Source organism: Kocuria sp. KRD140 (assembly GCF_017168375.1).
GTDB classification, from domain to species: domain Bacteria; phylum Actinomycetota; class Actinomycetes; order Actinomycetales; family Micrococcaceae; genus Kocuria; species Kocuria marina.
The window spans coordinates 356,681-378,529 of record NZ_JABFAW010000002.1 but is presented as its reverse complement, the minus strand read 5'-3'; the positions used below and the strand labels follow the sequence as shown (position 1 = coordinate 378,529).

At 68.6% G+C, this 21,849-nt stretch carries 20 protein-coding genes; 13 read left to right on the top strand and 7 right to left on the bottom strand.

What is annotated here, in order from left to right; genetic code table 11:
* Positions 1-180: 180 nt before the first annotated feature.
* The 6 genes from J1M36_RS03930 (at position 181) to J1M36_RS03905 (ending at position 4,993) form a co-directional block, all read left to right on the top strand.
* Positions 181-1,071: a rhodanese-related sulfurtransferase gene (locus tag J1M36_RS03930; protein WP_098054169.1), complete on the top strand. Its 891-nt coding sequence runs from the start codon at positions 181-183 to the stop codon at positions 1,069-1,071.
* Between the two features lie 174 nt (positions 1,072-1,245).
* Positions 1,246-1,920, top strand: a complete 675-nt coding sequence (locus J1M36_RS03925) for an MOSC domain-containing protein (RefSeq protein WP_098054172.1) — start codon at positions 1,246-1,248, stop codon at positions 1,918-1,920.
* Positions 1,921-2,099: 179 nt separating this feature from the next.
* Positions 2,100-2,972: a uracil-DNA glycosylase gene (locus J1M36_RS03920; RefSeq protein WP_098054173.1), complete on the top strand. Its 873-nt coding sequence runs from the start codon at positions 2,100-2,102 to the stop codon at positions 2,970-2,972.
* A 190-nt stretch (positions 2,973-3,162) separates the two neighbouring features.
* Positions 3,163-4,224 (top strand): LLM class flavin-dependent oxidoreductase, encoded by a 1,062-nt coding sequence (locus J1M36_RS03915; protein ID WP_064846043.1) that lies wholly within the window; start codon positions 3,163-3,165, stop codon positions 4,222-4,224.
* Between the two features lie 197 nt (positions 4,225-4,421).
* Positions 4,422-4,811 (top strand): YchJ family metal-binding protein, encoded by a 390-nt coding sequence (locus J1M36_RS03910; RefSeq protein ID WP_206478691.1) that lies wholly within the window; start codon positions 4,422-4,424, stop codon positions 4,809-4,811.
* Positions 4,808-4,993, top strand: coding sequence for a hypothetical protein (locus J1M36_RS03905; RefSeq protein WP_206478690.1), 186 nt, complete (start codon positions 4,808-4,810; stop codon positions 4,991-4,993). Before J1M36_RS03910 ends, J1M36_RS03905 begins: the two co-directional genes overlap by 4 nt.
* A gap of 294 nt (positions 4,994-5,287) precedes the next feature.
* On the opposite strand, the gene J1M36_RS03900 is transcribed toward J1M36_RS03905, so the two are convergent.
* Positions 5,288-6,007, bottom strand: a complete 720-nt coding sequence (locus J1M36_RS03900; protein WP_206399462.1) for a PIG-L deacetylase family protein — start codon at positions 6,005-6,007, stop codon at positions 5,288-5,290.
* 56 nt (positions 6,008-6,063) lie between these two features.
* Here J1M36_RS03900 and J1M36_RS03895 point away from each other — a divergent pair, with 56 nt between their 5' ends.
* Entirely contained in the window at positions 6,064-6,579 is a 516-nt protein-coding gene (locus tag J1M36_RS03895; protein WP_064846047.1) for an O-acetyl-ADP-ribose deacetylase, read from the top strand.
* A gap of 37 nt (positions 6,580-6,616) precedes the next feature.
* Here J1M36_RS03895 and J1M36_RS03890 read toward each other — a convergent pair whose 3' ends face one another.
* Positions 6,617-7,603: a malate dehydrogenase gene (locus J1M36_RS03890; protein ID WP_098054188.1), complete on the bottom strand. Its 987-nt coding sequence runs from the start codon at positions 7,601-7,603 to the stop codon at positions 6,617-6,619.
* Positions 7,604-7,779: 176 nt separating this feature from the next.
* Here J1M36_RS03890 and tpx point away from each other — a divergent pair, with 176 nt between their 5' ends.
* Positions 7,780-8,277: a thiol peroxidase gene (tpx, locus tag J1M36_RS03885; RefSeq protein WP_064846049.1), complete on the top strand. Its 498-nt coding sequence runs from the start codon at positions 7,780-7,782 to the stop codon at positions 8,275-8,277.
* Between the two features lie 179 nt (positions 8,278-8,456).
* Here tpx and J1M36_RS03880 read toward each other — a convergent pair whose 3' ends face one another.
* Together J1M36_RS03880 and J1M36_RS03875 are read right to left on the bottom strand one after the other, a co-directional pair.
* The gene (locus tag J1M36_RS03880) at positions 8,457-10,670 is read right to left on the bottom strand and encodes an NADP-dependent isocitrate dehydrogenase (protein WP_206478689.1); all 2,214 of its coding nucleotides are present in this window, start codon (positions 10,668-10,670) and stop codon (positions 8,457-8,459) included.
* 200 nt (positions 10,671-10,870) lie between these two features.
* Entirely contained in the window at positions 10,871-11,407 is a 537-nt protein-coding gene (locus tag J1M36_RS03875) for a lipopolysaccharide assembly protein LapA domain-containing protein (protein ID WP_305142923.1), read from the bottom strand.
* A 275-nt stretch (positions 11,408-11,682) separates the two neighbouring features.
* On the opposite strand from J1M36_RS03875, the gene J1M36_RS03870 reads away from it, so the two are divergent.
* From J1M36_RS03870 to J1M36_RS03860, 3 genes are all read left to right on the top strand, one after another.
* Complete coding sequence (locus J1M36_RS03870) at positions 11,683-13,476, top strand: ABC transporter family substrate-binding protein (RefSeq protein WP_064846052.1); 1,794 nt, start codon at positions 11,683-11,685, stop codon at positions 13,474-13,476.
* Positions 13,477-13,582: 106 nt separating this feature from the next.
* Complete coding sequence (locus tag J1M36_RS03865; RefSeq protein ID WP_064846104.1) at positions 13,583-15,118, top strand: ABC transporter permease; 1,536 nt, start codon at positions 13,583-13,585, stop codon at positions 15,116-15,118.
* Positions 15,115-16,257: an ABC transporter permease gene (locus tag J1M36_RS03860; protein ID WP_082943255.1), complete on the top strand. Its 1,143-nt coding sequence runs from the start codon at positions 15,115-15,117 to the stop codon at positions 16,255-16,257. Before J1M36_RS03865 ends, J1M36_RS03860 begins: the two co-directional genes overlap by 4 nt.
* Positions 16,258-16,262: 5 nt before the next feature.
* Here J1M36_RS03860 and J1M36_RS03855 read toward each other — a convergent pair whose 3' ends face one another.
* A complete protein-coding gene (locus tag J1M36_RS03855; RefSeq protein ID WP_231885520.1) occupies positions 16,263-16,889 on the bottom strand; it encodes a PH domain-containing protein in 627 nt (208 codons plus the stop codon).
* Between the two features lie 71 nt (positions 16,890-16,960).
* Between J1M36_RS03855 and J1M36_RS03850 the strand changes: the two genes are divergently transcribed.
* Both J1M36_RS03850 and J1M36_RS03845 read left to right on the top strand, forming a co-directional pair.
* On the top strand, positions 16,961-19,087 hold the full coding sequence (locus J1M36_RS03850; RefSeq protein WP_241246793.1) for an ABC transporter ATP-binding protein: 2,127 nt from the start codon (positions 16,961-16,963) through the stop codon (positions 19,085-19,087).
* Positions 19,088-19,226: 139 nt separating this feature from the next.
* Entirely contained in the window at positions 19,227-19,925 is a 699-nt protein-coding gene (locus J1M36_RS03845) for a maleylpyruvate isomerase family mycothiol-dependent enzyme (RefSeq protein ID WP_206478688.1), read from the top strand.
* A gap of 64 nt (positions 19,926-19,989) precedes the next feature.
* Here the strand turns inward: J1M36_RS03845 and J1M36_RS03840 are convergent, their stop codons facing one another.
* Both J1M36_RS03840 and J1M36_RS03835 read right to left on the bottom strand, forming a co-directional pair.
* Entirely contained in the window at positions 19,990-21,144 is a 1,155-nt protein-coding gene (locus J1M36_RS03840; RefSeq protein ID WP_206399465.1) for a calcium:proton antiporter, read from the bottom strand.
* Positions 21,145-21,257: 113 nt separating this feature from the next.
* Entirely contained in the window at positions 21,258-21,815 is a 558-nt protein-coding gene (locus J1M36_RS03835; RefSeq protein WP_242670629.1) for a hypothetical protein, read from the bottom strand.
* Between the last annotated feature and the right edge of the window lie 34 nt (positions 21,816-21,849).

Genomic DNA, 21,849 nt, shown 5'->3' with positions numbered 1-21,849 from the left:
CCACCGAGATCTACCCGAGCCTTATCGTCGGCAGCGTCAGATTTGTATAAGAGACAGCCTTACACCCCCGCGGCAATCCCACTGCACAACACACATGCCCCGGAACGACCGCGGGATCGGACGGGAACGGCTTTTTCGGGGCACAGATGTTCGGTCGGAGCGGGGATCTACGCTGGAGTCATGTCCCTCCCCAAGATCGTGCTGTTCTACGTCTTCACACCCTTGCCGGATCCGGAGGCGGTGCGGTTGTGGCAGCTGAACCTGGCGCGGAGCAGCAATGTGACGGGGCGGATCATCGTCTCCGCACAGGGGATCAACGCCACGGTGGGCGGGGACATCCAGGACGTGAAACGGTACGTCCGCGGGCTGCGGGAGTACGTCCCGTTCAAGGATGCGGACGTCAAATGGTCGGACGGCCGCGGGGACGACTTCCCCCGGTTGAGCGTCAAGGTGCGCCCCGAGCTCGTGTCCTTCCACGCCCCGGACGTCATCACGGTCACGGAGCACGGGGTCCAGGGCGGTGGCACCCACCTGACACCCCGCGAACTGCACCAGCTCGTGGACCGGGGCGGGGAAAACGTGGTGTTCTTCGATGGTCGCAACGAGCTGGAGGCGCGGATTGGGAGGTTCCGGGACGCCGTCGTCCCCGACACGGGCACCACGCGGGACTTCATCCGCGAACTCGACTCCGGGAAGTACGATCACCTCAAGGAGAAGCACGTGGTGACCTACTGCACCGGGGGAGTGCGCTGCGAGGTGTTGAGCGTGCTGCTGAAGAACCGGGGATTCCGGGACGTGTACCAGCTGGACGGCGGGATCGTGCGCTACGGCGAGCAGTACGGGGACCACGGACTGTGGGACGGCTCCCTCTACGTCTTCGACAAGCGTATGCACATGGAATTCTCCCCTGATGCGCGCTCGCTGGGCCGCTGCGAGGAATGCGGCACGGCGACACCCACGTTCGTGAACTGCGCGGAACCCACATGCCGGCAGCTGTTCCTGTGCTGCGAGGACTGCACGGCCTCCGGGGCCCGGGTGTACTGTCCGGACTGTGTCCCGGCGCACGCATGAATCACAGCGAGCAAGGAGCAAGGAGCAACGAGCCACGCGCGGCGCACGAAACAGCACGCGGCAGCGCGAGACGCCGCGGGTCGTGAAGCAACTGACAGGCGGGCGGACCGGCCGGACCGCGCGAGCGGCGCCTATACCCCATCCGGTGAGCAGTCCCCGGGATCAGGAGGACCCATGGAGAATCCACAACTGACGGTCACGGATGCCGCGGTGGTCGCACTGCACACCGGCGCGGTGCGGCGGCAGCGCTGGGGCGGCAAGGCCTTCGACACCGCCGCGGACAAGGAGGCCCGCACGGACCGGGTGTTCCTGAGCGCCACGGGATTCATCGGCGACGAGCAAGGGGACATCCCGGTGCACGGCGGTCCCGAGAAGGCCGTGTGCTGCTATCCCCATGAGAACTACGACGCGTGGCGCCGCGAGGGCCGCGATCTGGGCCCCGGAGCGTTATCCGAGAACCTCACGTTGCGCGGCGCCACGGAGGATCAGGTCCACCTGGGGGACGTGTACCGGGTGGGCACCGCGGTGGTCCAGGTGACCCAGCCCCGCACGCCGTGCGCCACGGTGTCCCGCAGGTGGCAGGACGCCCAGCTGCCCCGGGACATGGAGGACACCGGCCGCACGGGGTTCTACCTGCGGGTCCTGCGCGAAGGTCACGTGGCCGCGGGGGACACGTTCGAGTTCACGAGCCGGCCGTCGGGCGCGGTGTCCGTGAGCGATGTCGTGCGCATCATGAACGCCGGCATGGCGGACCCGGACGCCTACCGTGCGCTGACCCGCGCCCCGGAGTTCCCACAGCGCTGGCGCCGGCAGATCCTGCGCCGGCTCGGGGAGGACACCCTGCTCTGAGCCGCGGGCCCGACGTCGCGTGCTCGCCTCGGTCATTCCCTATATGTTCCGCTCGGGGCGGGGACGACGGCGCTCGCGACCGGCGCGGACCGGCTCGGGCGGCCCGCCGCTCCGCGCCGCACGTCACCGCATTTCCGCACCCTTCCACACCCACTCGCACCCTTGAGACAGGCACCCGCATGGCTGAGAACCCCCAGACGCTCCTGCCCCACCCGCTCACCGGGCGGCTCTTCCCGTCCCCGGTGCCGCCCGGGACCGGGTGGCCGGAGGACCCCGCGCGAGCGGACACACCCGTGGCCCGCGACGCCGCCCGGGTGCGTGAGCTCGCGGCGGGGGCGAGCGACGTCGAGCAGCTCAACGCCCTGTGCAGCGTGTGTCGCACGTGCGAGCGGCTCGTCGAGTGGCGGGAGGACGTGGCCGAGCACAAGCGGGCGTCGTTCGCGGGGGAGCCGTACTGGGGCCGCCCGGTGCCGTCCTACGGGGACCCCATGGCGCGGCTCGTGATCGTGGGACTCGCGCCCGCGGCGAACGGCGGCAATCGGACGGGTCGCATGTTCACGGGGGATCGTGCCGGGGACTGGATCTACGCGGCGCTGTACCGCGCGGGGTTCGCGGCGAACGAGACCGTGAGCACCGCGGGGGACGGGCAGACGCTGCGCGGCGTGCGGATGATCGCCCCGGTGCGCTGCGCGCCGCCCGCCAACAAGCCCGCACCGGACGAGAAGGCGGCGTGCAGTGGGTGGTTCGAGCGGGAGATCGCGCTGCTCCCACATCTTGCGAGCATGCTCGCGCTCGGGGGCATCGCGTGGCACACGACCCTGGCCGCCGCGGCGCGCATGGGTTGGGACGTGCCCCGACCGCGCCCGAAGTTCGGCCACGGTGCCGTGGCACGGTTGCGCACGCCGGAAGGCCGCACGGTGCGACTCGTGGGGTGCTACCACGTGAGCCAGCGCAACACGTTCACGGGCCTGCTCACGCGTGAGATGCTCGACGACGTCATGGCCCTCGCCGCGGCCCCCGCCTCAGGGGAGGAGGAGTCTGGCGAGGCCTGACCCCGTGAACTGCCCCCGCGGGGCCGATTCCGGGGTGCGACGACGCCGCGCGCGCGGGCCGCTGGAAAATCACCCCCGCGGACACGGGCTGCCCGGACGCCGGCGTGCGATCGACACCGAGCGGCGTCGTGCTCATCGCGGAAGAAGTTGCACGGGAAATAAAAGGGGCGGGGTCGCGGTTGCACCGGTCATGAAGGCTTTCGGATTCCTGAGTTTCGGTCATTACGGTTCCGGGCGTGGAGGCGCGGACCCGGATGCTCGTCAGGCCCTCAAGGACGCGATCGAGATCGCCGAGGGCGCGGACGCGCTGGGCGTCAACGGCGCGTACTTCCGCGTGCATCACTTCGCACGCCAGTCCGCGTCCCCCATGCCCCTGCTGAGCGCCATTGCGGCCCGTACCCGCCACATCGAGGTGGGCACCGGCGTGATCGACATGCGCTATGAGAACCCGCTCTACCTCGCGGAGGAAGCGGCCCAGTTGGACCTCATCGCGGACGGCCGCGTGGCCCTCGGCGTGAGCCGCGGTTCACCTGAGCCCGCGCTGCGCGGGTGGGAGGCGTTCGGCTACCTGGGTTCCACGGATCCGCGCGGTGCGGACATCGCCCGGGAGCACTTCGACACGTTCCTGCGGGCCATCAAGGGTGAGCCCATGACCTACGCGGATCCCGCCCAGTACGGCGCGGGAGCACGGCTCGCCATCGAACCGCAATCACCGGGTCTCGCGGAACGCGTGTGGTGGGGTGCCGGTTCGGGCCGGACCGCCGAGTGGGCGGGCGAGCAGGGCGTGAACCTCATGAGTTCCACACTGCTCACGGAGGCCAACGAGGGTACGTTCGCCGCGCAACAGGCCGATCAGTTGCGCCGCTACCGCGAGGCCTTCGCGAAGGCGGGCCACACGCGTACGCCGCGCACGTCCGTGAGCCGCAGCGTGTTCCCGATCGTGGGCCCCGAGGACGAGATCTTCTCCTACATGGGTGCGCGCGAGTCCCGCGACCAGGTGGGCGTGATCGACGGGTTCACCTCCACGTTCGGGCGCACCTACGCCGATTCGCCGGACGTCCTCATCGAGCAGTTGCGCGCCGACGACGCCGTCATGTCCGCCGACACCCTCATGCTCACCATCCCGAGCCAGCTGGGCCCCGAGCTGAACCTGCGCATCCTCGAGAACTTCGCCAAGCACGTGGCACCCGCCCTCGGGTGGAAACCCAACACGGAGGGCCCGGTCCAGGGGTACTCGATCGCGGGTCGCTGACCGCCGGAGCCATGGCCGCACGGGGCGGGCCGCGGGATGTGCCCGACGACGATCGTCGGACCCGCGGCCCCCGTGCCGCCCACTGACGTACCGCCCGGCTGTCATGCGGCCCGACCGGCGAAGGCCACGTGCACGCGCCGGGTAGGGCGACGTCGCACCCCGAGGGGTGGGGGCAGCGCGGGGGTAAACTCCCGCGCATGAGTGTTTGTCCCTGCGGTGGGCTGCCCGCCGGTGCCCCGTTCGAACAGTGCTGCGGCCCCGCGGTGCGTCACGAGCGGTGGCCCGTGACCGCGGAGGCCCTCATGCGTTCGCGCTACACCGCGTTCGCCACGGGCGACGACGACCACCTGTTCCGCACGTGGCACCCCGCGCACCGTCCCGCGGACACCGCGAGCGATCCCCGGGTCGAATGGACGGGGCTCACGATCGTGCACACGGAGGCAGGCGGGGAGGACGACGCCGCCGGCACCGTCGAGTTCGAGGCCAACTACCGCGGTCCCGACGGTCCGGGCGTGCTGCGCGAGAACTCACGGTTCGCCAGGCGCGCAGGCCGGTGGTTCTATACGGCCCCGGTCGAGGATGCGTGAGCGGCACAGCCACGGCAGGGATCACCGGACGGGCACTGGGTGCGCTGAAGAGCCCTGTGGCGAGCCTGCCGCGGTCGTGCTTTGCGGTGGTCATGGCCTCCGGCATCGTCTCCGTGGGGGCGTACCACCTGGGATTCCACGGACCCACCACCGTGGTCATGGGGTTCGCACTCGCGGTCTAGGCGATGCTCGTGGTCCTCACCGCGTGGCGCGTGGTCGCCTATCCGCAGCGGGTTCTCGAGGACCTGGACGTCCCCGCCCGGGCCTTCGGGTTCTTCACCGGGGTGGCCGGGACCAACGTGGTCGCGGTGTGTCTCATCGCGCTGGGGGAGACCGTTCCCGTGACGTGCTCGCCCGGGGAGGGGCTGACTGCTACGAGACATTGCGGGGAGGCGAACGACGCCAGTGCCAGCGTCCCCGCGGGGGCACGGGCGCCGTCGCCCCTGGTGACGTCTCCGCGGACAACTCCGAGGACGTCAGAGTGGGAAAACCCGCACCCCGAGAGCGTGGTCCACACCCGCGGCGCGCCCGGCGCCTTCGGTCATGCCCGTGATCATCTCGTGCGGATCCGGGTGCCCGTCCAGCGCGACGAGGTACTGCTCGTGGCAGCGCAGCGACTCGACCGCCGCGGTGATGTCCTCCTCGGACAGTTCGATCGCATGATCGGGTTGCGCGCCCGTGACGAGCAACCGTTCGGCGCCCCACGCCTCGAGCCCCTCGTCCTCGAGCAGCTCCCGGAACACCCACGGATTATCGGCGTCCCGCAGGGCGTCGAGCGCGGCCATCCCGGCCACGCGGTGGTCGGCCTGGTTGAGACCCCACCCGGCCTCCACGGACCAGTCGATCGTGACCACGGTGTCCGGGTGGACCTCGCGGATCACCCGCGCGATCCTGCGCCGCAGGTCCAGTCCGTATTGGAGGGTCCCGTCCGGCAGGTCCAGGATCCGCAGATCGGTGACCCCCACGGCCCGGCACGCCGCTTCCTGTTCGTCCCGCCGCAACGGGCCGACGTCGCTCGGATCGCGGTCCCGGATCCCCGCCTCCCCGGCGGTCAACAATAGGTAGCTCACCGTCGCGCCGCGCCGGGTCCAGCGGGCGACGGCGGCCGAACCCCCGTACTCCATGTCGTCCGGGTGGGCCACCACGCACAGGACGGTGTGAACTCCTGAATCGTCGAACAGTTCGAGATCGGCCATGCTCCCAGCCTAGGGGCCCATGGGGTTCGCTGACAGGGCGGGACTAGTGTGGCCGTATGAACATCGAGATTCGCAAGGGTGACATCACGAAGGTCCACGCGGACGCGATCGTCAACGCGGCCAACTCCAAGCTCCTGGGCGGAGGCGGCGTGGACGGGGCGATCCACCGCGCCGCCGGGAAACAGCTGCTCGCCGAGTGCAAGCAGCTGCGGGAGACGACCCTCCCGGACGGGCTGCCCGCGGGCGGGGCCGTGGCGACCAAGGGGTACGACCTGCCCGCCACGTGGGTCATCCACACGGTGGGCCCGGTGTTCGCGAAGAAGACCGATCGCAGTGACGTCCTGGCCTCGTGCTACCGCGAGTCGCTGCGCGTGGCGGACGAGATCGGCGCCGTGTCCGTGGCCTTCCCCGCGGTCTCCGCCGGGATCTACGGCTGGCCCTTGGACGACGCCGCCCGGATCGCCGTGCGCACGGTCCTCGCCGCGGACACCTCCGTGGACACCGTCGTCTTCGTCCCCTTCTCCGACGCCGCCGAGCAAGCGTTCCGCGACGCCCTGGCCGAGAACTCCTGACCCGCCCCGCACACGGCGGTGCGGGTCAGGGCCGGGCTCAGATCAAGCCCAGTTGCTGCACGGCGTCGCGCTCTGACTCGAGTTCTGCCACGGACGCGTCGATGCGTGAACGCGAGAACTCGGAGATCTCCAGGCCCTGCACCACGGACCAGTCGCCCCCGGACGTGGTGACCGGGAACGAGCTGACCAGGCCGGCCGGGACACCGTAGGAACCGTCGGAGACCACGGCCATGGACGTCCAGTCCCCGTGGCGGTTACCGAGCATGAGGTCGCGGGCGTGATCGAGCGTCGCGCTCGCCGCGGATGCGGCGGAGGACGCACCGCGGGCCTGCAGCACCGCCGCACCCCGCTGGGACACCGTGGGGATGAACGTGTCCGTGACCCATTTGCGGGACACCAGGTCCAGGGCGGGCCGCCCGGCCACAATGGCGTGGTCCAGATCCGGGTACTGCGTGGCGGAGTGGTTGCCCCACACGCTGAGGTTCTTGACCGTCGCGACCGAGGTTTTGGTCTCAGCGGCGAGCATGGCCGCGGCCCGGTTGTGGTCCAACCGGGTCAGGGCGCTGAACCGGGACTCGGGGATGTCCGGGGCGTTGCGCTGGGCGATCAGCGCGTTGGTGTTGGCCGGGTTGCCGGTCACGACCACGCGCACGTCGTCGTGGGCCACGTCGTTGAGGGCTCGGCCCTGTTCCGTGAAGATCGCACCGTTGGCCTCAAGCAGGTCGCTGCGTTCCATCCCCTTGGCCCGCGGGCGGGCACCCACGAGCAAGGCGAGCTGAGCGCCGTCGAACACCGTGCGGGCGTCGGAGTCGATCTCCACGTCCGCGAGCAGCGGGAACGCGCAGTCCTGCAGTTCCATGACGGTTCCCTCGAGGGCGGGCAGGGCCTGCGGGATCTCCAGAAGCCTCAGCCGGACGGGGCGTTCGGGGCCGAGCAGGTCCCCGTGGGCGATCCGGAACAGCAGGCTGTATCCGATCTGGCCGGCGGCGCCGGTCACGGCCACGGTGACGGGAGTGGTACTCACGGTGATTCCTCCTGGGCTGCGCGCTCCGGGGTGCCCGGCGGTCACGCGACTCTGATGCGGGGTACCCGTGTGACTCGTCTCACGGGGCGGGGTGGCACAGAGGCTATCAGCGAGCCCGGTTCAGCGCACGGCGGACATGCGTGTCACGGGCCAGTGGCGCGCACCACAATGGAGACATGGCTACTACTGCATTCCAAGGAAACCCCGTCCACACCGTCGGCGAGCTGCCCGCCCAGGGAGAGTCCGCGCCGTCCTTCGACCTCGTGGGAGCGGATCTGAGCCCCGTGGCCTCGGACGAGTTCACGGGCAAGCGCATGGTGCTCAACATCTTCCCGTCCCTGGACACGGGCGTGTGTGCCCAGTCCGTGCGCGAGTTCAACCAGCGCGCCGCGTCCCTGCAGAACACCGCCGTGGTGTGTGTCTCCAAGGACCTGCCGTTTGCGCAGGGCCGGTTCTGCGCCGCGGAGGGCATCGACAACGTCACCACCGCGTCCGCGTTCCGTTCGTCGTTCGGCGAGGACTACGGTGTGACCCAGACGGACGGCCCGCTCGAGGGTCTGCTGGCCCGCGCCGTCGTGGTCGTGGACGAGAACGGCAAGGTCGTCCACACCCAGCTCGTCGAGGAGATCACCGAGGAGCCGGACTACGACGCCGCTGTCGCCGCCGTCTCCTGATCAGCTCACCGGAGGAGGGGCGGGGCCGTGCGGTCCCGCCCCTTTCGCGTGTCCGGATCTTTCGGGACGGATAACGAACGACGCCGCACCGCCCCCGTACGGAGGCGACGCGGCGTCGTCGTCGGTTGCTGCGCGTGCGCGAACCTGGGTCCGTCACACGCGCGAGACACTCCAGAACGTCAGGCGCTGAGCCCGTCCACGATCTCGTTGAGCGTGGCGGAGGGGCGCATCACCGCGGAGACCTTCTCCGGGACGGGCCAGTAGTACCCGCCGAGATCCGCGGGGGAACCCTGCACGTCCAGCAGTTCGGCGTTGATGGTGTCCTCGTTCTCGCGCAGCTCGGAAGCGACCTTCTGGAACGCCTGCGCGAGCTCGGAGTCCTCGGTCTGCTGCGCGAGCTCCTCGGCCCAGAACTTGGCCAGGTAGTAGTGCGAACCGCGGTTGTCGAGCTCGTTGACCTTCCGGGACGGGGACTTGTTCTCGTTGAGGAAGGTCCCGGTCGCGCGGTCCAGGGTATCCGCGAGGACCTGCGCCTTGGCGTTGTCGTAGCGGCTGGCGAGGTGCTCGAAGGACGCGGCGAGCGCCAGGAACTCACCCAGGGAATCCCAGCGCAGGTGGTTCTCCTCCTGCAGCTGCTGCACGTGCTTGGGCGCGGAACCACCGGCGCCGGTCTCGAACAGGCCACCGCCGTTCATGAGCGGCACGATGGACAGCATCTTGGCGGACGTGCCCAGTTCCAGGATGGGGAACAGGTCCGTGAGGTAGTCGCGCAGCACGTTACCGGTCACCGAGATGGTGTCCTCGCCGCGGCGCAGCCGCTCCACCGTGAACTTGGTGGCCTCCGCGGGGGAGAGGATCCGCAGGTCCAGACCGTCGGTGTCCTCCTCCGCGAGGTACTGCTCCACCTTGGTGATCAGGTTGCGGTCGTGGGCGCGGGACTCGTCCAGCCAGAACACGGCGGGCATCCCGGAGTCGCGGGAACGCCGCACGGCCAGCTGCACCCAGTCCTTGATGGGGGCGTCCTTGGCCTGGCACGCACGCCAGATGTCACCGGGCTGGACCTCGTGGGACAGCAGCACCTCACCGGCACCGCTGACCACCTGGACGGTGCCAGCGTCCTGGATCTCGAAGGTCTTGTCGTGGGAGCCGTACTCCTCGGCCTTCTGCGCCATCAAACCCACATTGGGGACGGTACCCATGGTCGTGGGATCGAACGCACCGTTCTTGCGGCAGTCGTCGATCACGACCTGGTAGACCCCCGCGTAGGAGGAGTCCGGCAACACGGCCAGGGTGTCCTTCTGCTCGCCCTCGCGACCCCACATCTTTCCGGAGGTGCGGATCATGGCGGGCATAGAGGCGTCCACGATCACGTCCGAGAGCACGTGGAGATTGGTGATGCCCTTGTCCGAGTTCACGTAGGCCAGCTCGGGGCCCTCGTCGATCGCCTTGTCGAACGCGGCCTTGATCTCCTGGCCGTTGTCCAGGGCGTCCAGGCCCGAGAGGATTCCACCCAGGCCGTCGTTGGGGGACAGCCCCGCCTTGGCGAGGTCCTCTCCGTAGCGGTCGAAGACGTCCCGGAAGAACGCGGTGACCACGTGGCCGAAGATGATGGGGTCGGAGACCTTCATCATGGTGGCCTTGAGGTGGGTGGAGAACAGGACGTCCTCGGACTTGGCGCGGGCCACCTGCTCCGCGAGGAACGCGTCCAGCGCGGCGGCGCTCATGAAGGTGCCGTCCACGACCTCGCCGGCCAGTACGGGCAACGACTCCTTGAGCACCGTGGTGCCCCGGTCGGTGACGAGCTGGATGGTCAGGGTGTCGTCCTCGGGGATGATCACGGACTTCTCGTTGCTGCGGAAGTCGTCGTGGCCGAGGGTGGCCACGTTGGTCTTGGAGTCCTTGCTCCACTCGCCCATGGAGTGCGGGTGCTGCCGGGCGTAGTTCTTCACGGCCTTGGGGGCGCGGCGGTCCGAGTTGCCCTCGCGCAGCACGGGGTTCACGGCGGAGCCCTTGACACGGTCGTAACGCGCGCGGATGTCCTTGGCCTCGTCCGAGGTGGCGACCTCGGGGTAGTCCGGCAGGTCGTAGCCGTCCGCCTGCAACTCCTTGATGGTGGCCTTCAGCTGCGGGATGGACGCGGAGATGTTCGGCAGCTTGACGATGTTCGCTTCCGGGGTCTCCACGAGTTCGCCCAGCTCGGCCAGGGTGTCCGGGACCCGCTGCTCGTCGGTGAGGCGGTCCGGGAACTGGGCCAGGATGCGCGCGGCCAGGGAAATGTCCCGGGTCTCCACCTCCACACCGGCGGTGGACGCGAACGCCTCCACGATCGGCTTGAACGAGTACGTAGCGAGCATGGGCGCTTCGTCGGTCTCGGTGTAGATGATCTTGGGCATGAGCGATGGCTCCTTGCGTTGACGGTCACTGGGCTGCCTCCCAGGATACCCGCTGGCCCGCACCCGATTCCGTGTGCGGCGGGCCCACCGACTGGTCACCACGCGCCCTACGCGCTGTCACGCTCGCGCACTCCCCGGAGTACGACGACGCGGCCCCGGTCCCGATCGACCGGCGCCGCGCGCCGTGGTGCAGTGGGCTCTCAGCCGTGCAGCGAGGTCCTGATCCGCTCGCGCTCGCGTTCGAGCTTGCGCACGCGGTGACCCAAAGAGAACATCCGCACGGACCCCACGAGGGCCATGATCAGGGCCCCGGCGATCGCCGAGAGCAGCATGGCCACGCCCAACGGGAGGCTGAACGTCCACGCCATGTACTCGAATCGCGTGGCCACGTTGTTCTGGATGATAAAGACCAGCAACAGGATCAGCACGATCACGCCCAGGATCAGCGCCGCCCACACGGTCCCCGACACGCCGCGCTTGACGGGCTTGTCCAGCGAGGGATCCACGGGGGAGGCCGTACCCCCGGCCCCCGAGGCCGAGTGCGCGGTCCCGCTGTCTGTGACCGCCGTCCCGGGACGTTGCGCGTCCACGGGGGCCGACGACGCCGCGTGCGCGTCCGCGTACCCCTCGCGCAGCGGTTTGCCCGCGGAACGGGAGCCGGGAGTGTGAGGTGGGCGTGCGGCGTCGTCCGAGGGGAGACGAGGCGCGTTACGGGGCTCGTGCGGTGTGTTGGTCACGGGGGGCCTCCTGACGGGGCGAAGTGATGATGGCAACAGCGTACGGCCAATATCACGGAATGTGATTCGATGCTCGGCATTGCCCGCGCCACGACGAAATCATTCGACACTCCCGAGACACGCGGGAGGTTTCTCCCCGAAAAGGTTATCCGCGAGTAACCTGTGCTTCATCGTGAGACGCACCACAATCCATCGGTGATGCCGGCCCCGGCTCGGGGTAACAACCACCGGGGTGCAACGCACATTCCATGGACACCATATCGGGAGGAAACGTCATGGGAAAGTACACCTTCAAGGGGAAGGCTGCCGTGTCCGTCGCGGCAATCGCTGCACTCACGCTGACCGGCTGCGCCAGCGTGGGCGGCGGCGGCAACGACAGCAACGGCGGCGGCGGTGACAGCAGCGCAAGCGCCCAGAGCGGCGGCGTGGTCAATGTCGCCGAGACCAACAAGTTCTCGGGTGCCAATCCGGGCTACACCAAGACGAACCTGGACATCAATGGCCACGTGGCGGAGATGACCCGCGAAGGGTTCATCACGGTGGACCCGGAGCAGAAGATCCACCCCAACGAGGGCTTCGGCACGTACAAGAAGACCTCGGACGATCCCCTGACCGTCGAGTACACGCTCAAGGACCCGCAGTGGTCGGACGGCAACAAGATCGACAAGGCCGATCTCATGCTGTGGTGGTCCGTGCTCTCCGGCTACGCCAATGACGCGAGCGAGGACGGCAAGGCCGGCAAGGACTACTTCACGATCGCCGGCTCCACGGACATCCTGAGCTCCACGGACAAGCCCGAGTTCTCCGAGGACGGCAAGACCATGACCGTCATGTGGGGCAAGCAGAACGCCGACTGGGAGATCGCCTTCGACGAGAACTACCTGATGCCCGCGCACGTGGTGGCCAAGAAGGCCGGGATGTCCGAGGACGAGCTGCTCAAGGTGCTCGAGAACCAGAAGAAGGGCGACTCCAAGAACCCCCAGAAGCAGCCCGAGCTGGAGAAGATCGGCAAGGCCTGGGACACCTCCTTCAACTTCACGTCCACCCCGGACGACAAGGATGTCCTGCTCTCCAGCGGCCCCTACAAGATCGACAATGTGGTGGAGAACAACTCGGTCACGCTCAAGAAGAACGAGAACTACAACGGCAGCATGCCCGGCAAGCTGGACGAGATCACCCTGCGCACCATCGGCGACGCCACGGCTCAGATCCAGGCGCTGCGCAACGGCGAAGTGGACATCATGCAGCCGAACAACGTCAACAAGGACACGATGGACCAGGTCAAGCAGATCGAGAACGTGAACGTGCAGCAGGGCGACCAGCTCGCGTACGACCACGTGGACCTGAACTTCGGCTCGGACACCTTCAAGGACAAGGAGACCCGCGAGGCGTTCCTGAAGACCATCCCGCGCCAGCAGATCCTCGACCAGCTGATCAAGCCGGTCAAGGAGGACGCCGAGGTGCTCAACTCGCAGATGTTCGTCTCCAGCCAGGGCGAGCCCTACACCAAGGCCGTGGAGAAGAACGACGCCAAGAAACTCTACGGGGACGTGGACATCGACGGCGCCAAGAAGCTGCTCGACGGCAAGACCCCCACCGTGCGGATCCTTTACAACAACGGCAATCCGCAGCGCGTGGACACCTTCCAGCTGATCAAGGAGTCCGCGGAGAAGGCCGGGTTCAAGGTCGAGGACCTGGGCGATCCCAACTGGTCCGAGAAGCTCGCGGACGGCGACTACGACGCGTCCCTGTACGGCTGGGTCTCCCCGGGCGTGGGTACCGAGATGCTCTCGCAGATCTTCAAGACCGGCGGCGGCGGCAACTACAACGAGTACTCGAACGCGGACGTGGACAAGCTCGTGGACGAGGCCCGCGCCAACCTGGACGAGTCCTCGCGCAACGACCAGATCGCTGAGGTGGACAAGCACACCTTCGAGGACGCCTACGGCCTCCCGCTGTTCCAGTCCGTGGGCTACGTGGCCACCTCGGACAAGATCGCCGGAGTGGACAAGTACCAGCCGAACCAGACCGGCGTGTTCTGGAACGTTTCCGAGTGGAGCCGCAAGTAGGACGGTCGACCTCGGTTGACCGAGTCCTTCCCCTCATGATGCTGCGCGGGCGCGGAACGCCGTGTCCGCGCAGCGTCGTGACCACCACTCGTTCAGAGGCAGCATCATGATTTCTTACATCCTCAGACGGCTCATCACCGCCGTCCTCATCCTGCTGGGCGCATCGTTCCTCGTGTACCTCATGACGGCGGCCTCCGGCGACCCGCTGTGGGACCTGTACGGAAACCCCAACGCCCAACAGCTGATCCCCGCCCGCGTGGAGGCCCTCAACCTGGACACACCGCCCGTGCTGCGCTACTTCACGTGGCTCGGCGGGGCACTCGGGTGCCTCGTGCCCTTTGCGGACACCTGCTCCCTGGGCGTGAGCCGCGAGGGCCAGGAGGTGACGAGCCTACTCTCCTTCGCCATGGGCCAGACCATCATGCTGGTCACGATCGGCACCATCCTGGCCATCGTCGTGGGTATCACCCTGGGTATCGTCTCCGCACTGCGGCAGTACTCGGGTCTGGATTACGGCATCACGTTCCTGACCTTCCTGTGTTTCTCGCTGCCGAGCTTCTGGCTCGCGGTGCTGCTCAAGGAAGTGGCGGCCATTCAGTTCAACGACTTTTTGCAGAACCCGTCACTGTCCATCGGGGCGCTGCTCGCAATCTCCGTGGTGGCCGGGCTCATCTGGTTCTTGGTCTCGTTCGGGCGCATGCGGACTCGCATCCTCATGGGTGTCCTGGGCTTCGTGGTCACCTTCGGGATCATCTACTTCGTGCTCGCGACCAACTGGCTCGCGCACCCCTTCCTGGGCATCCCGCTGATCGCACTGACCGGCATTCTGGTGGCCGTGATCGCCACCGTGCTCATGGCGGGACTACGCAACAAGCGGGCCCTGTACGCCGGGCTGGCCACCGTGGTGGTGGGTCTCGTGCTGTACTTCCCCGTCCAGGCCCTCTTCGTCGGGGGCGGGCTGCTGACCCTACTGGCGTTGGTCGTCGTGATGATCCTGGTGGGTGTGGGAGCCGGTTACGTCGCCGGTGGCTACGACCGTGGTCAAGGCGCCCGCGTGGGCGGGGTCACCGGCTTCTTCGTGGCCCTGCTGATCATCCTGGACCGCTTCATGCAGTCGTGGCCGGACTACGTGAACTCCGGTCACATCCGGGGCCGGCCCATCGCCACGGCCAACTCCTCCACCCCGGGCCTGTCGGGTGACTTCTGGATCACCGGCCTGGACCGGTTCACCCACCTCTTGCTGCCCACCATCTGTATCACCCTGCTGGCGCTCGCGTCCTACTCGCGGTACTCGCGCGCGTCCATGCTGGAGATCATGGGCCAGGACTACGTGCGCACCGCGCGCGCCAAGGGCCTGTCGGAGCGGACCGTGGTCATGCGTCACGCGTTCCGCAACGCGCTGATCCCGCTGGCCACGCTCGTGGCCTACGACATCGGCGGTCTGATCGGCGGCGCGATCATCACGGAATCCGTATTCGCGTTCACCGGTATGGGGCAGTTGTTCATCCAATCGGTGCGCAACGTAGACCCCAACCCGGTGATGGGCGTGTTCCTGATCACCGGCATTGTCGCCATGGTCTTCAACCTGATCGCTGACCTGGTGTACTCCGTACTCGACCCGCGCGTGAGGGTGAAAGCATGAGCCAGCCACAACCTATCGACGTCCCCCAGCAGGTCGAACAGAACCCGCAGACCGGCGATAAGCCCGAGGACGTGCGCGGCAAGAGCCAGGGGCAGCTGGTACGCCAGCGGTTCTTCGGCAACACGGGCGCCGTCGTGTCCCTGATCGTCCTGTTGTTCATCGTGGTGCTGTCCGTCACCTCGCTGGGTGTCGGTCCCATCCCGGGATGGTGGAAGTGGAACCCGGACGCCACGGGAACCGTGCTCAACGGCGGCCGGCCCACGCTGTCCCTGCTCCCGCCCTCGCTCGGGGAGCACCCGTTCGGCCAGGACAACCTGGGCCGTGACCTGTTCGCCATGGCCATGCAGGGCACCCAGTACTCCCTGGTGGTCATGATCGTGGTGGGCCTTATCGCGGGCCTCGTGGGCACCGTGGTGGGTGGCCTCTCCGGGTACTTCCGGGGCTGGACCGAGGCCGTGCTGATGCGTCTGACCGACGTGATCATCATCATCCCCCTGGTGATCCTGGCAGCCCTGTTGGGCCGCCTAGCCATCTCGTGGGTGCGCACCCACGACCTGCCCACGTTCGCCACGGTGATCGCCCTGGGTCTGCTGATCGGTCTAGCCTCGTGGCCGCCGCTCGCGCGCCTGGTGCGCGGTGAGTTCCTCACGCTGCGCGAGCGCGAGTTCGTGGACGCCGCGCGACTGGCCGGTGCCTCGAGCGGGCGGATCATCTTCAAGCACATCCTGCCCAACACCGTGGGTGTGATCACCGTGAACATCACGCTGTTGATGTCCTCGGCGATCCTGCTGGAGACCGCGCTGTCCTACCTGGGTCTGGGTATCCAGGCCCCGGACTGGTCCCTGGGCCGGTTGATCAGCGAGAACCAGACCGCCTTCGCGACCCGTCCGTGGTTGTTCTGGTGGCCGGGTGTGTTCATCGTGGCGATCGCGCTGACCATCAACTTCATCGGTGACGGTCTGCGTGACGCGTTCGACCCGCGCCAGCGCAAGTTCAACCCCAAGCGCGCCCGCGAGACCGGCGAGCGCACGGACCAGTACCCGGACGCGCTCACCGCATCCGAGCCGGGGACGAAGCCCGCGGTGAACGCCGGGGCCGAGACCGGGACGCGCGGGGACACCGCCCGGGACGGACGATGATCAGTTCACACGGTGAACAGCACGGCGCTCGCGGCGGCCAGCAGCACGACCGCCGCGAGCGGGCCGGGCGCGTACCGGGTCCGCACCGGATCGGGTGCGGCGTCCCGGGCGAAGACGTCCAGCTCACCGGTCTCGATCTTGCGTTGCCACGTGTCGCGGACGCGGTGCGCGGCGGCGCCGGAAGCGGTCGAGGTCAGGTCGCCCACGCGCACCGCGCCGCCCGGTCGGGCGATCGGGTGATTGCGGTTCACGGCGTCCACACCGGAGCGCAGGGCGGCGCCCGCACCGGCGGAGGGCAGGGCGAAACACGAGTGGGCGCCCTGGTCCGTGGCGATGGTCACCGCGAAACGGGTGCGCACGTCCACGATCCGGCTCCACGGAATGCTCACCGTGCGCAGGGGGTTCACCACGCGCACCTCGTCCGCGTGCACCTCGAGCCGGGGGCGCCAATACAGCGCGTACCCGAGCGCCGCCAGGGCGAGACCACCGAACACGGCGCCCACGTGGTGCGCCACGGTGTGGCCCCAGCCCGCGAAGCACATCACCAGACCCAGGACCACCAGGAATCCCGTGAGCCACGGGGCCGACGACGCTCGGTAGGTTTCGGGCTCGCCGGCGGTTTCTCGGGTCATGACCCCCATGCTAGGCAATGCGCGCGTGCCGCGGCCGCGCGCCCAGTTCTCGACACGATGGAGCACACACGATGAGCACCTCGAACCAGCCCGAGGGCACCCCGCGACCCCACGACGCGGCGCAGGACCCGAACGCGGCGTCGTCGCACGAGGCCACGGCCGCCGAGCACAACGCCCCGTGGGACGGCACGCCGAGCGGCGACGGGCGGGTGGCCACCGAAGGCCCCGCTAACCCCTCCGAGGCTCACCCTCGCGCCGCCGGATCGTCCGGTGCCACGGCCGCCGACGCCGCTGCGGTCACCGGTCGCGCCGACGGAACCGCGGCCGCGGGTGCAGCCGCCGACGGCAGTGCCGCGGCGGGTGCCACCGCCGAGGGCGCGCAGAAACGGCGTGGTCGGCGGGCGCAGCGCAACGAACCCACCGTGCGGCGCGGCCCGGCCCGCAGGACCGTGGCCCGCGGTGAACCCGTGCTGAGCGTGCGCGGGCTGTCCGTGGACTTCGGCGTGGACCGGGACTGGGTGCCGGCCGCGATCGACCTGAACTACGACGTCGCAGCGGGGGAGGTGCTCGCGATCGTGGGGGAGTCCGGTTCGGGCAAGTCCGCGAGCTCGATGTCCATGCTGGGGCTGCTGCCCTCCAACGCACGCGTGCGCGGTTCGGCCGTGCTGGCCGGGGAGGAACTGATCGGGCTGCGCGGCAACGCGCTGCGGCGCGTGCGTGGCGAGGAGATCGCCGTGATCTTCCAGGAGCCCATGACCGCGCTGAACCCCGTGTACACGGTGGGCCAGCAGATCGTGGAGACCATCCGCCTGCACCGGGACATCTCACCCGCCGAGGCCGCCGAACGTGCCCGGCAGATGCTCACCATGGTGGAACTGCCGGACCCCGAGAAGGCGTTCCGTTCCTACCCCCACCAGCTCTCCGGTGGTCAGCGGCAGCGCGCGATGATCGCGCAGTCCCTCTCGTGCGACCCCAAACTGCTGATCGCGGACGAGCCCACCACGGCCCTGGACGTGACCGTGCAGGCGGAGATCCTGGACCTGATTCGCAACCTCAAGGACCAGCTGGACTCGGCGGTCATCCTGATCACCCACGACATGGGTGTGGTGGCGGACCTCGCGGACAACATCGCGGTCATGCAGAAGGGCCTGATCGTGGAACAGGGCACGGCGGAGCAGATCTTCACCGCACCGCGCCACCCCTATACCCGCTCGTTGCTCGAGGCCGTGCCCCACCTGGGCCAGGGCAACGAGAACGACGAGTCCGTGGACATGGTCGCCGCGCTCGAGCGTTCCGTGGTCATGCCCATGGTGGTGGACCGCAGCACGGCGGAGGCAGCGTCCATGGACACGCTCGCCCAGCGGGTCGTGGAACCGGTGCTGCAGTTGAAGGACGTGGCCATCGAGTACCCCAAGCAGGGCCGCAACCCCGCGTTCCGCGCGGTCGAGGGCGTCAGCCTCACCGTGGCAGCCGGGGAGACCGTGGGTCTCGTGGGTGAATCCGGTTCCGGCAAGACCACGATCGGCCGCGCCGCGGTGGGACTGCTGCCCGTGGTCGAGGGATCGCTTGTGGTGGACGGTGTGGAACTGCACGGTGCCCCGCGCGCCAAGCTCAACGCGGTGCGCAAGGACGTGGGCATGGTCTTCCAGGACCCCGCGTCCTCGCTGAACCCGCGGCTGCCGATCGGTGAGTCGATCGGTGAGCCCATGTTCCTGGCCGGCGAGGCAAAAGGGGCGCAACTGCAGCAGCGCATCGAGCAACTCCTGGACCAGGTGCGGTTGCCGCGCAACTACCGCAACCGTTACCCGCACGAGCTCTCGGGCGGTCAGAAGCAGCGCGTGGGCATCGCCCGGGCCCTGTCCCTGAAGCCGAAACTGCTCGTGGCGGATGAACCCACGTCCGCGCTGGACGTGTCCGTGCAGGCCACGGTCCTGGAATTGTTCGAGCAGCTGCAAGCGGAGATGGGCTTCGCGTGCTTGTTCGTGACCCACGACCTCGCGGTGATCGACCGGCTCGCCAACCGGATCGTGGTCATGCAGCACGGGCACATCGTGGAACAGGGCTCGCGCGAAGCGGTGCTGCGCCACCCCGAGCAGGAGTACACCAAGCGCTTGCTCGCCGCGGTGCCCGTGCCCTCGCCCGAGGCCCAGCGCACGCGCCGCGAACTGCGTCAGCAGTTGGCCCACACGGTGTCCTGAGCATGATCGGAGCCCCGGGAGCAGCGCGGTTCGCGCGGCAGCCCGGGGCTCCGCCCATGGGGGACTCGGACGATATGCGTATGTGTTGGGCCCTGCCATCGTGCGCTGGCTCGCGTGGGGAATTACTACAGTGGGAGCCATGATGAATCCGGCACGCCTCAACTCCGACCTCTCCCGTCTGAGGCGGGAGACCGACATGTTCCTCGCGACCGTGGAGTCCCTCTCGGACGAAGAAATGGTGGGCCCCACCCTGTGCGAGGGTTGGGACCGCGCGCACGTGATCGCGCACCTGGCCTCCAACGCCCGCGCCCTGGTCAAGCTCATCGACTGGGCCACCACGGGTGAACCGCAGCAGCCCTACGAGTCCCACGAGGCGCGCGAGCAGGAGATCGACGAGCTCGCCGCGCTGCCCAAGGACGAGCTGATCGAGACCTTCAAGCAGAACGCACAGTTCTTCGCCGAGCAGTGCGAGCGTCTCAAGGGCGACATCGTCACCGAAGAGCTCGACCTGCACGGTAAGCCCGTCCCGGCCACGTCCGTGCCCGCGGTGCGGATCGCGGAGGTCGTGGTGCACCACCACGACCTGGACACCACGTGGACCGTGGAGGAAGCGGACCCGGACTCCCTGCTCAACGCCGTGGAGGCCGCGGTGCGCACCATGCGGGCCAAGGGTGCCCCGGGGATGACCCTGCGCACCGAGGAGCGGGACGAGTGGATCATCGGCGACGGCGGTCAGCTCATCACCTCCGACCGCGAGGGCATGCTGCGGTGGCTGGCCCGCGGTGACGACGAGTTCGTGGAGTCCGAGGGCGCCCTGCCCGAGCTCCCCGCGTGGTGAACGCGGCTCGCTGATCCGCTGTCGGACTGACCCCGCTGGGCCTCCCAGCGGGGTCAGTCGCGCATCAGGAGAACACCGTGATCCCGTAGGCCGCGAAGATCACCAGGTGCGCCGCACCGTGGATCGACGTGACCCTGGAGGATGCGAACGTGGTGAGGGACAGTCCCAGCGTGATCCCGAGCAGCACCAGGTTCGCGGGGCTCTCGGCGAGCACGACCGTTTGATCGGTGAGCAGCCCGATCACGAGTATCGCCGGGATGGTCAACCCCACCGTGGACACCAGCGCCCCGTGGCACAGGTTGCTCACGCGCTGGATCTCCCCGGCCAGCGCGGCGCGCAGCGCGGTGAGGGATTCGGGCAGGAACACGATGGCCGCGATCAGCGCGCCGGCCAGCGCGGGCGGTGCCCCCACACGGCCGAGCCCATCGTCCAACAGGGAAGCCATGTCGTGGGACAGCACCACGATGGGCACCACGGTGATCACGAGCAATGCCAGGCGCGCGAGGATCTCGGTGCGGTGCTCGGCCAGGACCGAGCGCAGGGAAGGACGCGTCGTCGTCGTCTCCCGGGCCGCGGTCTCCGGACCCGGGCGCAACCGGGGGTCCACTTCGGTGAAGTCCACGGCCTGCGCGCCCGTCTGTCGGTACAGGAAGAACGTGTAGATCGCCACGGTGACCGCGATGATGGAGATCTCCTGCCACGGCTGGTACGCGCCGTCGGTGCCGAGCGCCGCGGGTAGCACGAAGGTCAGGGCGCTCAGGACCACGAGCAGCGCCAGGTAGTTGGAGGTTCCCGTCCGATTGTGGGCCATGTCCCCGTGCTTGAGGCCGCCCACGAGCAGGCACAGACCGATTACCAGGTTGAGGATGATCATGGCCACGGCCATCACGGAGTCCCGCGCGATCGTGGCGTGCTCACCGGGGCCCAGCATGACCGCGGAGATCAACACCACCTCGATCACTACGATGGACAGGGTCAGCACCAGCGAACCGTACGGATCGCCGAGCCGGTGGGCCAGGTGTTCGGCCTGTCGCACGACGCCCGTGGCCGCGTACAGGATCACGCCCACGATCACCACGAGCGCCCCCACGAGCAGCGGGGAGGACACGGGTGGGGCCAGCAGCGAGCCGGAGAGTTGAAGCAGCACGAAGAATCCCCATCCCGCGATCACGCGGGCCAGGGCTCCCGGAGTCAGGATGGAACGACGCGTGGGGAACATGGAAGCGTCAGCTCGATTCTCGGGACTGTGCGCGCCCCGGTCCGGGCGGGGTCGTCCCCGAGCTATCCGGTGTGCTGACGGGTCGTCCCGTCGGAGGAGGCGATGTCCGGGTCTCAGTCACGCACCGCGAACAACCACGGATCCGCTCGATCCGTGTGCGGATCGCCAAAGTTCACGAACGTGCGGCCCTTGGCCTCCACGACATTGTATTCCTGGATAACTTCCAGGCTGAGCCGTTCGCGGTGGGCGACCTCCACGATCACCGCGGTGGCACCGGAGCGGTCCGGGAGGGTGGCGGGGTAGGCCAGTGCGGCGACGAGCAATCCGGAGGCCTTCTCGCGCGCGATGTCCCGCAGTTCGGCCAGCACGTCCTGGGGGGCCAGATCGTTCACGCGAGACGGGTCCACCGAATCCAGTTCGAACTCCCCGTCCTTGGCGCCGGTGACCAGGAAGGCCGGGAATGCTCCGTACTGGCGCACCTGTTCCTCCACGACCGCCTGGACGTGGCTCAGTGCGGTGTCCACGGTCTCCACGGCGGAGTCCGAGACCCACTGTCGCCACGCGTTGTCGTGATCCACGCGGGCGCGCGCGGCGTCCGCCCGGGTCATCCGGGAGGTGCCCTTGGAAGGCGTGGAGCGGCGTCGTGATGAACGGGCGGAGGACTGAGCCACGAAGTGGGACCCCTTCGGGAGATCGGCGGGAGAA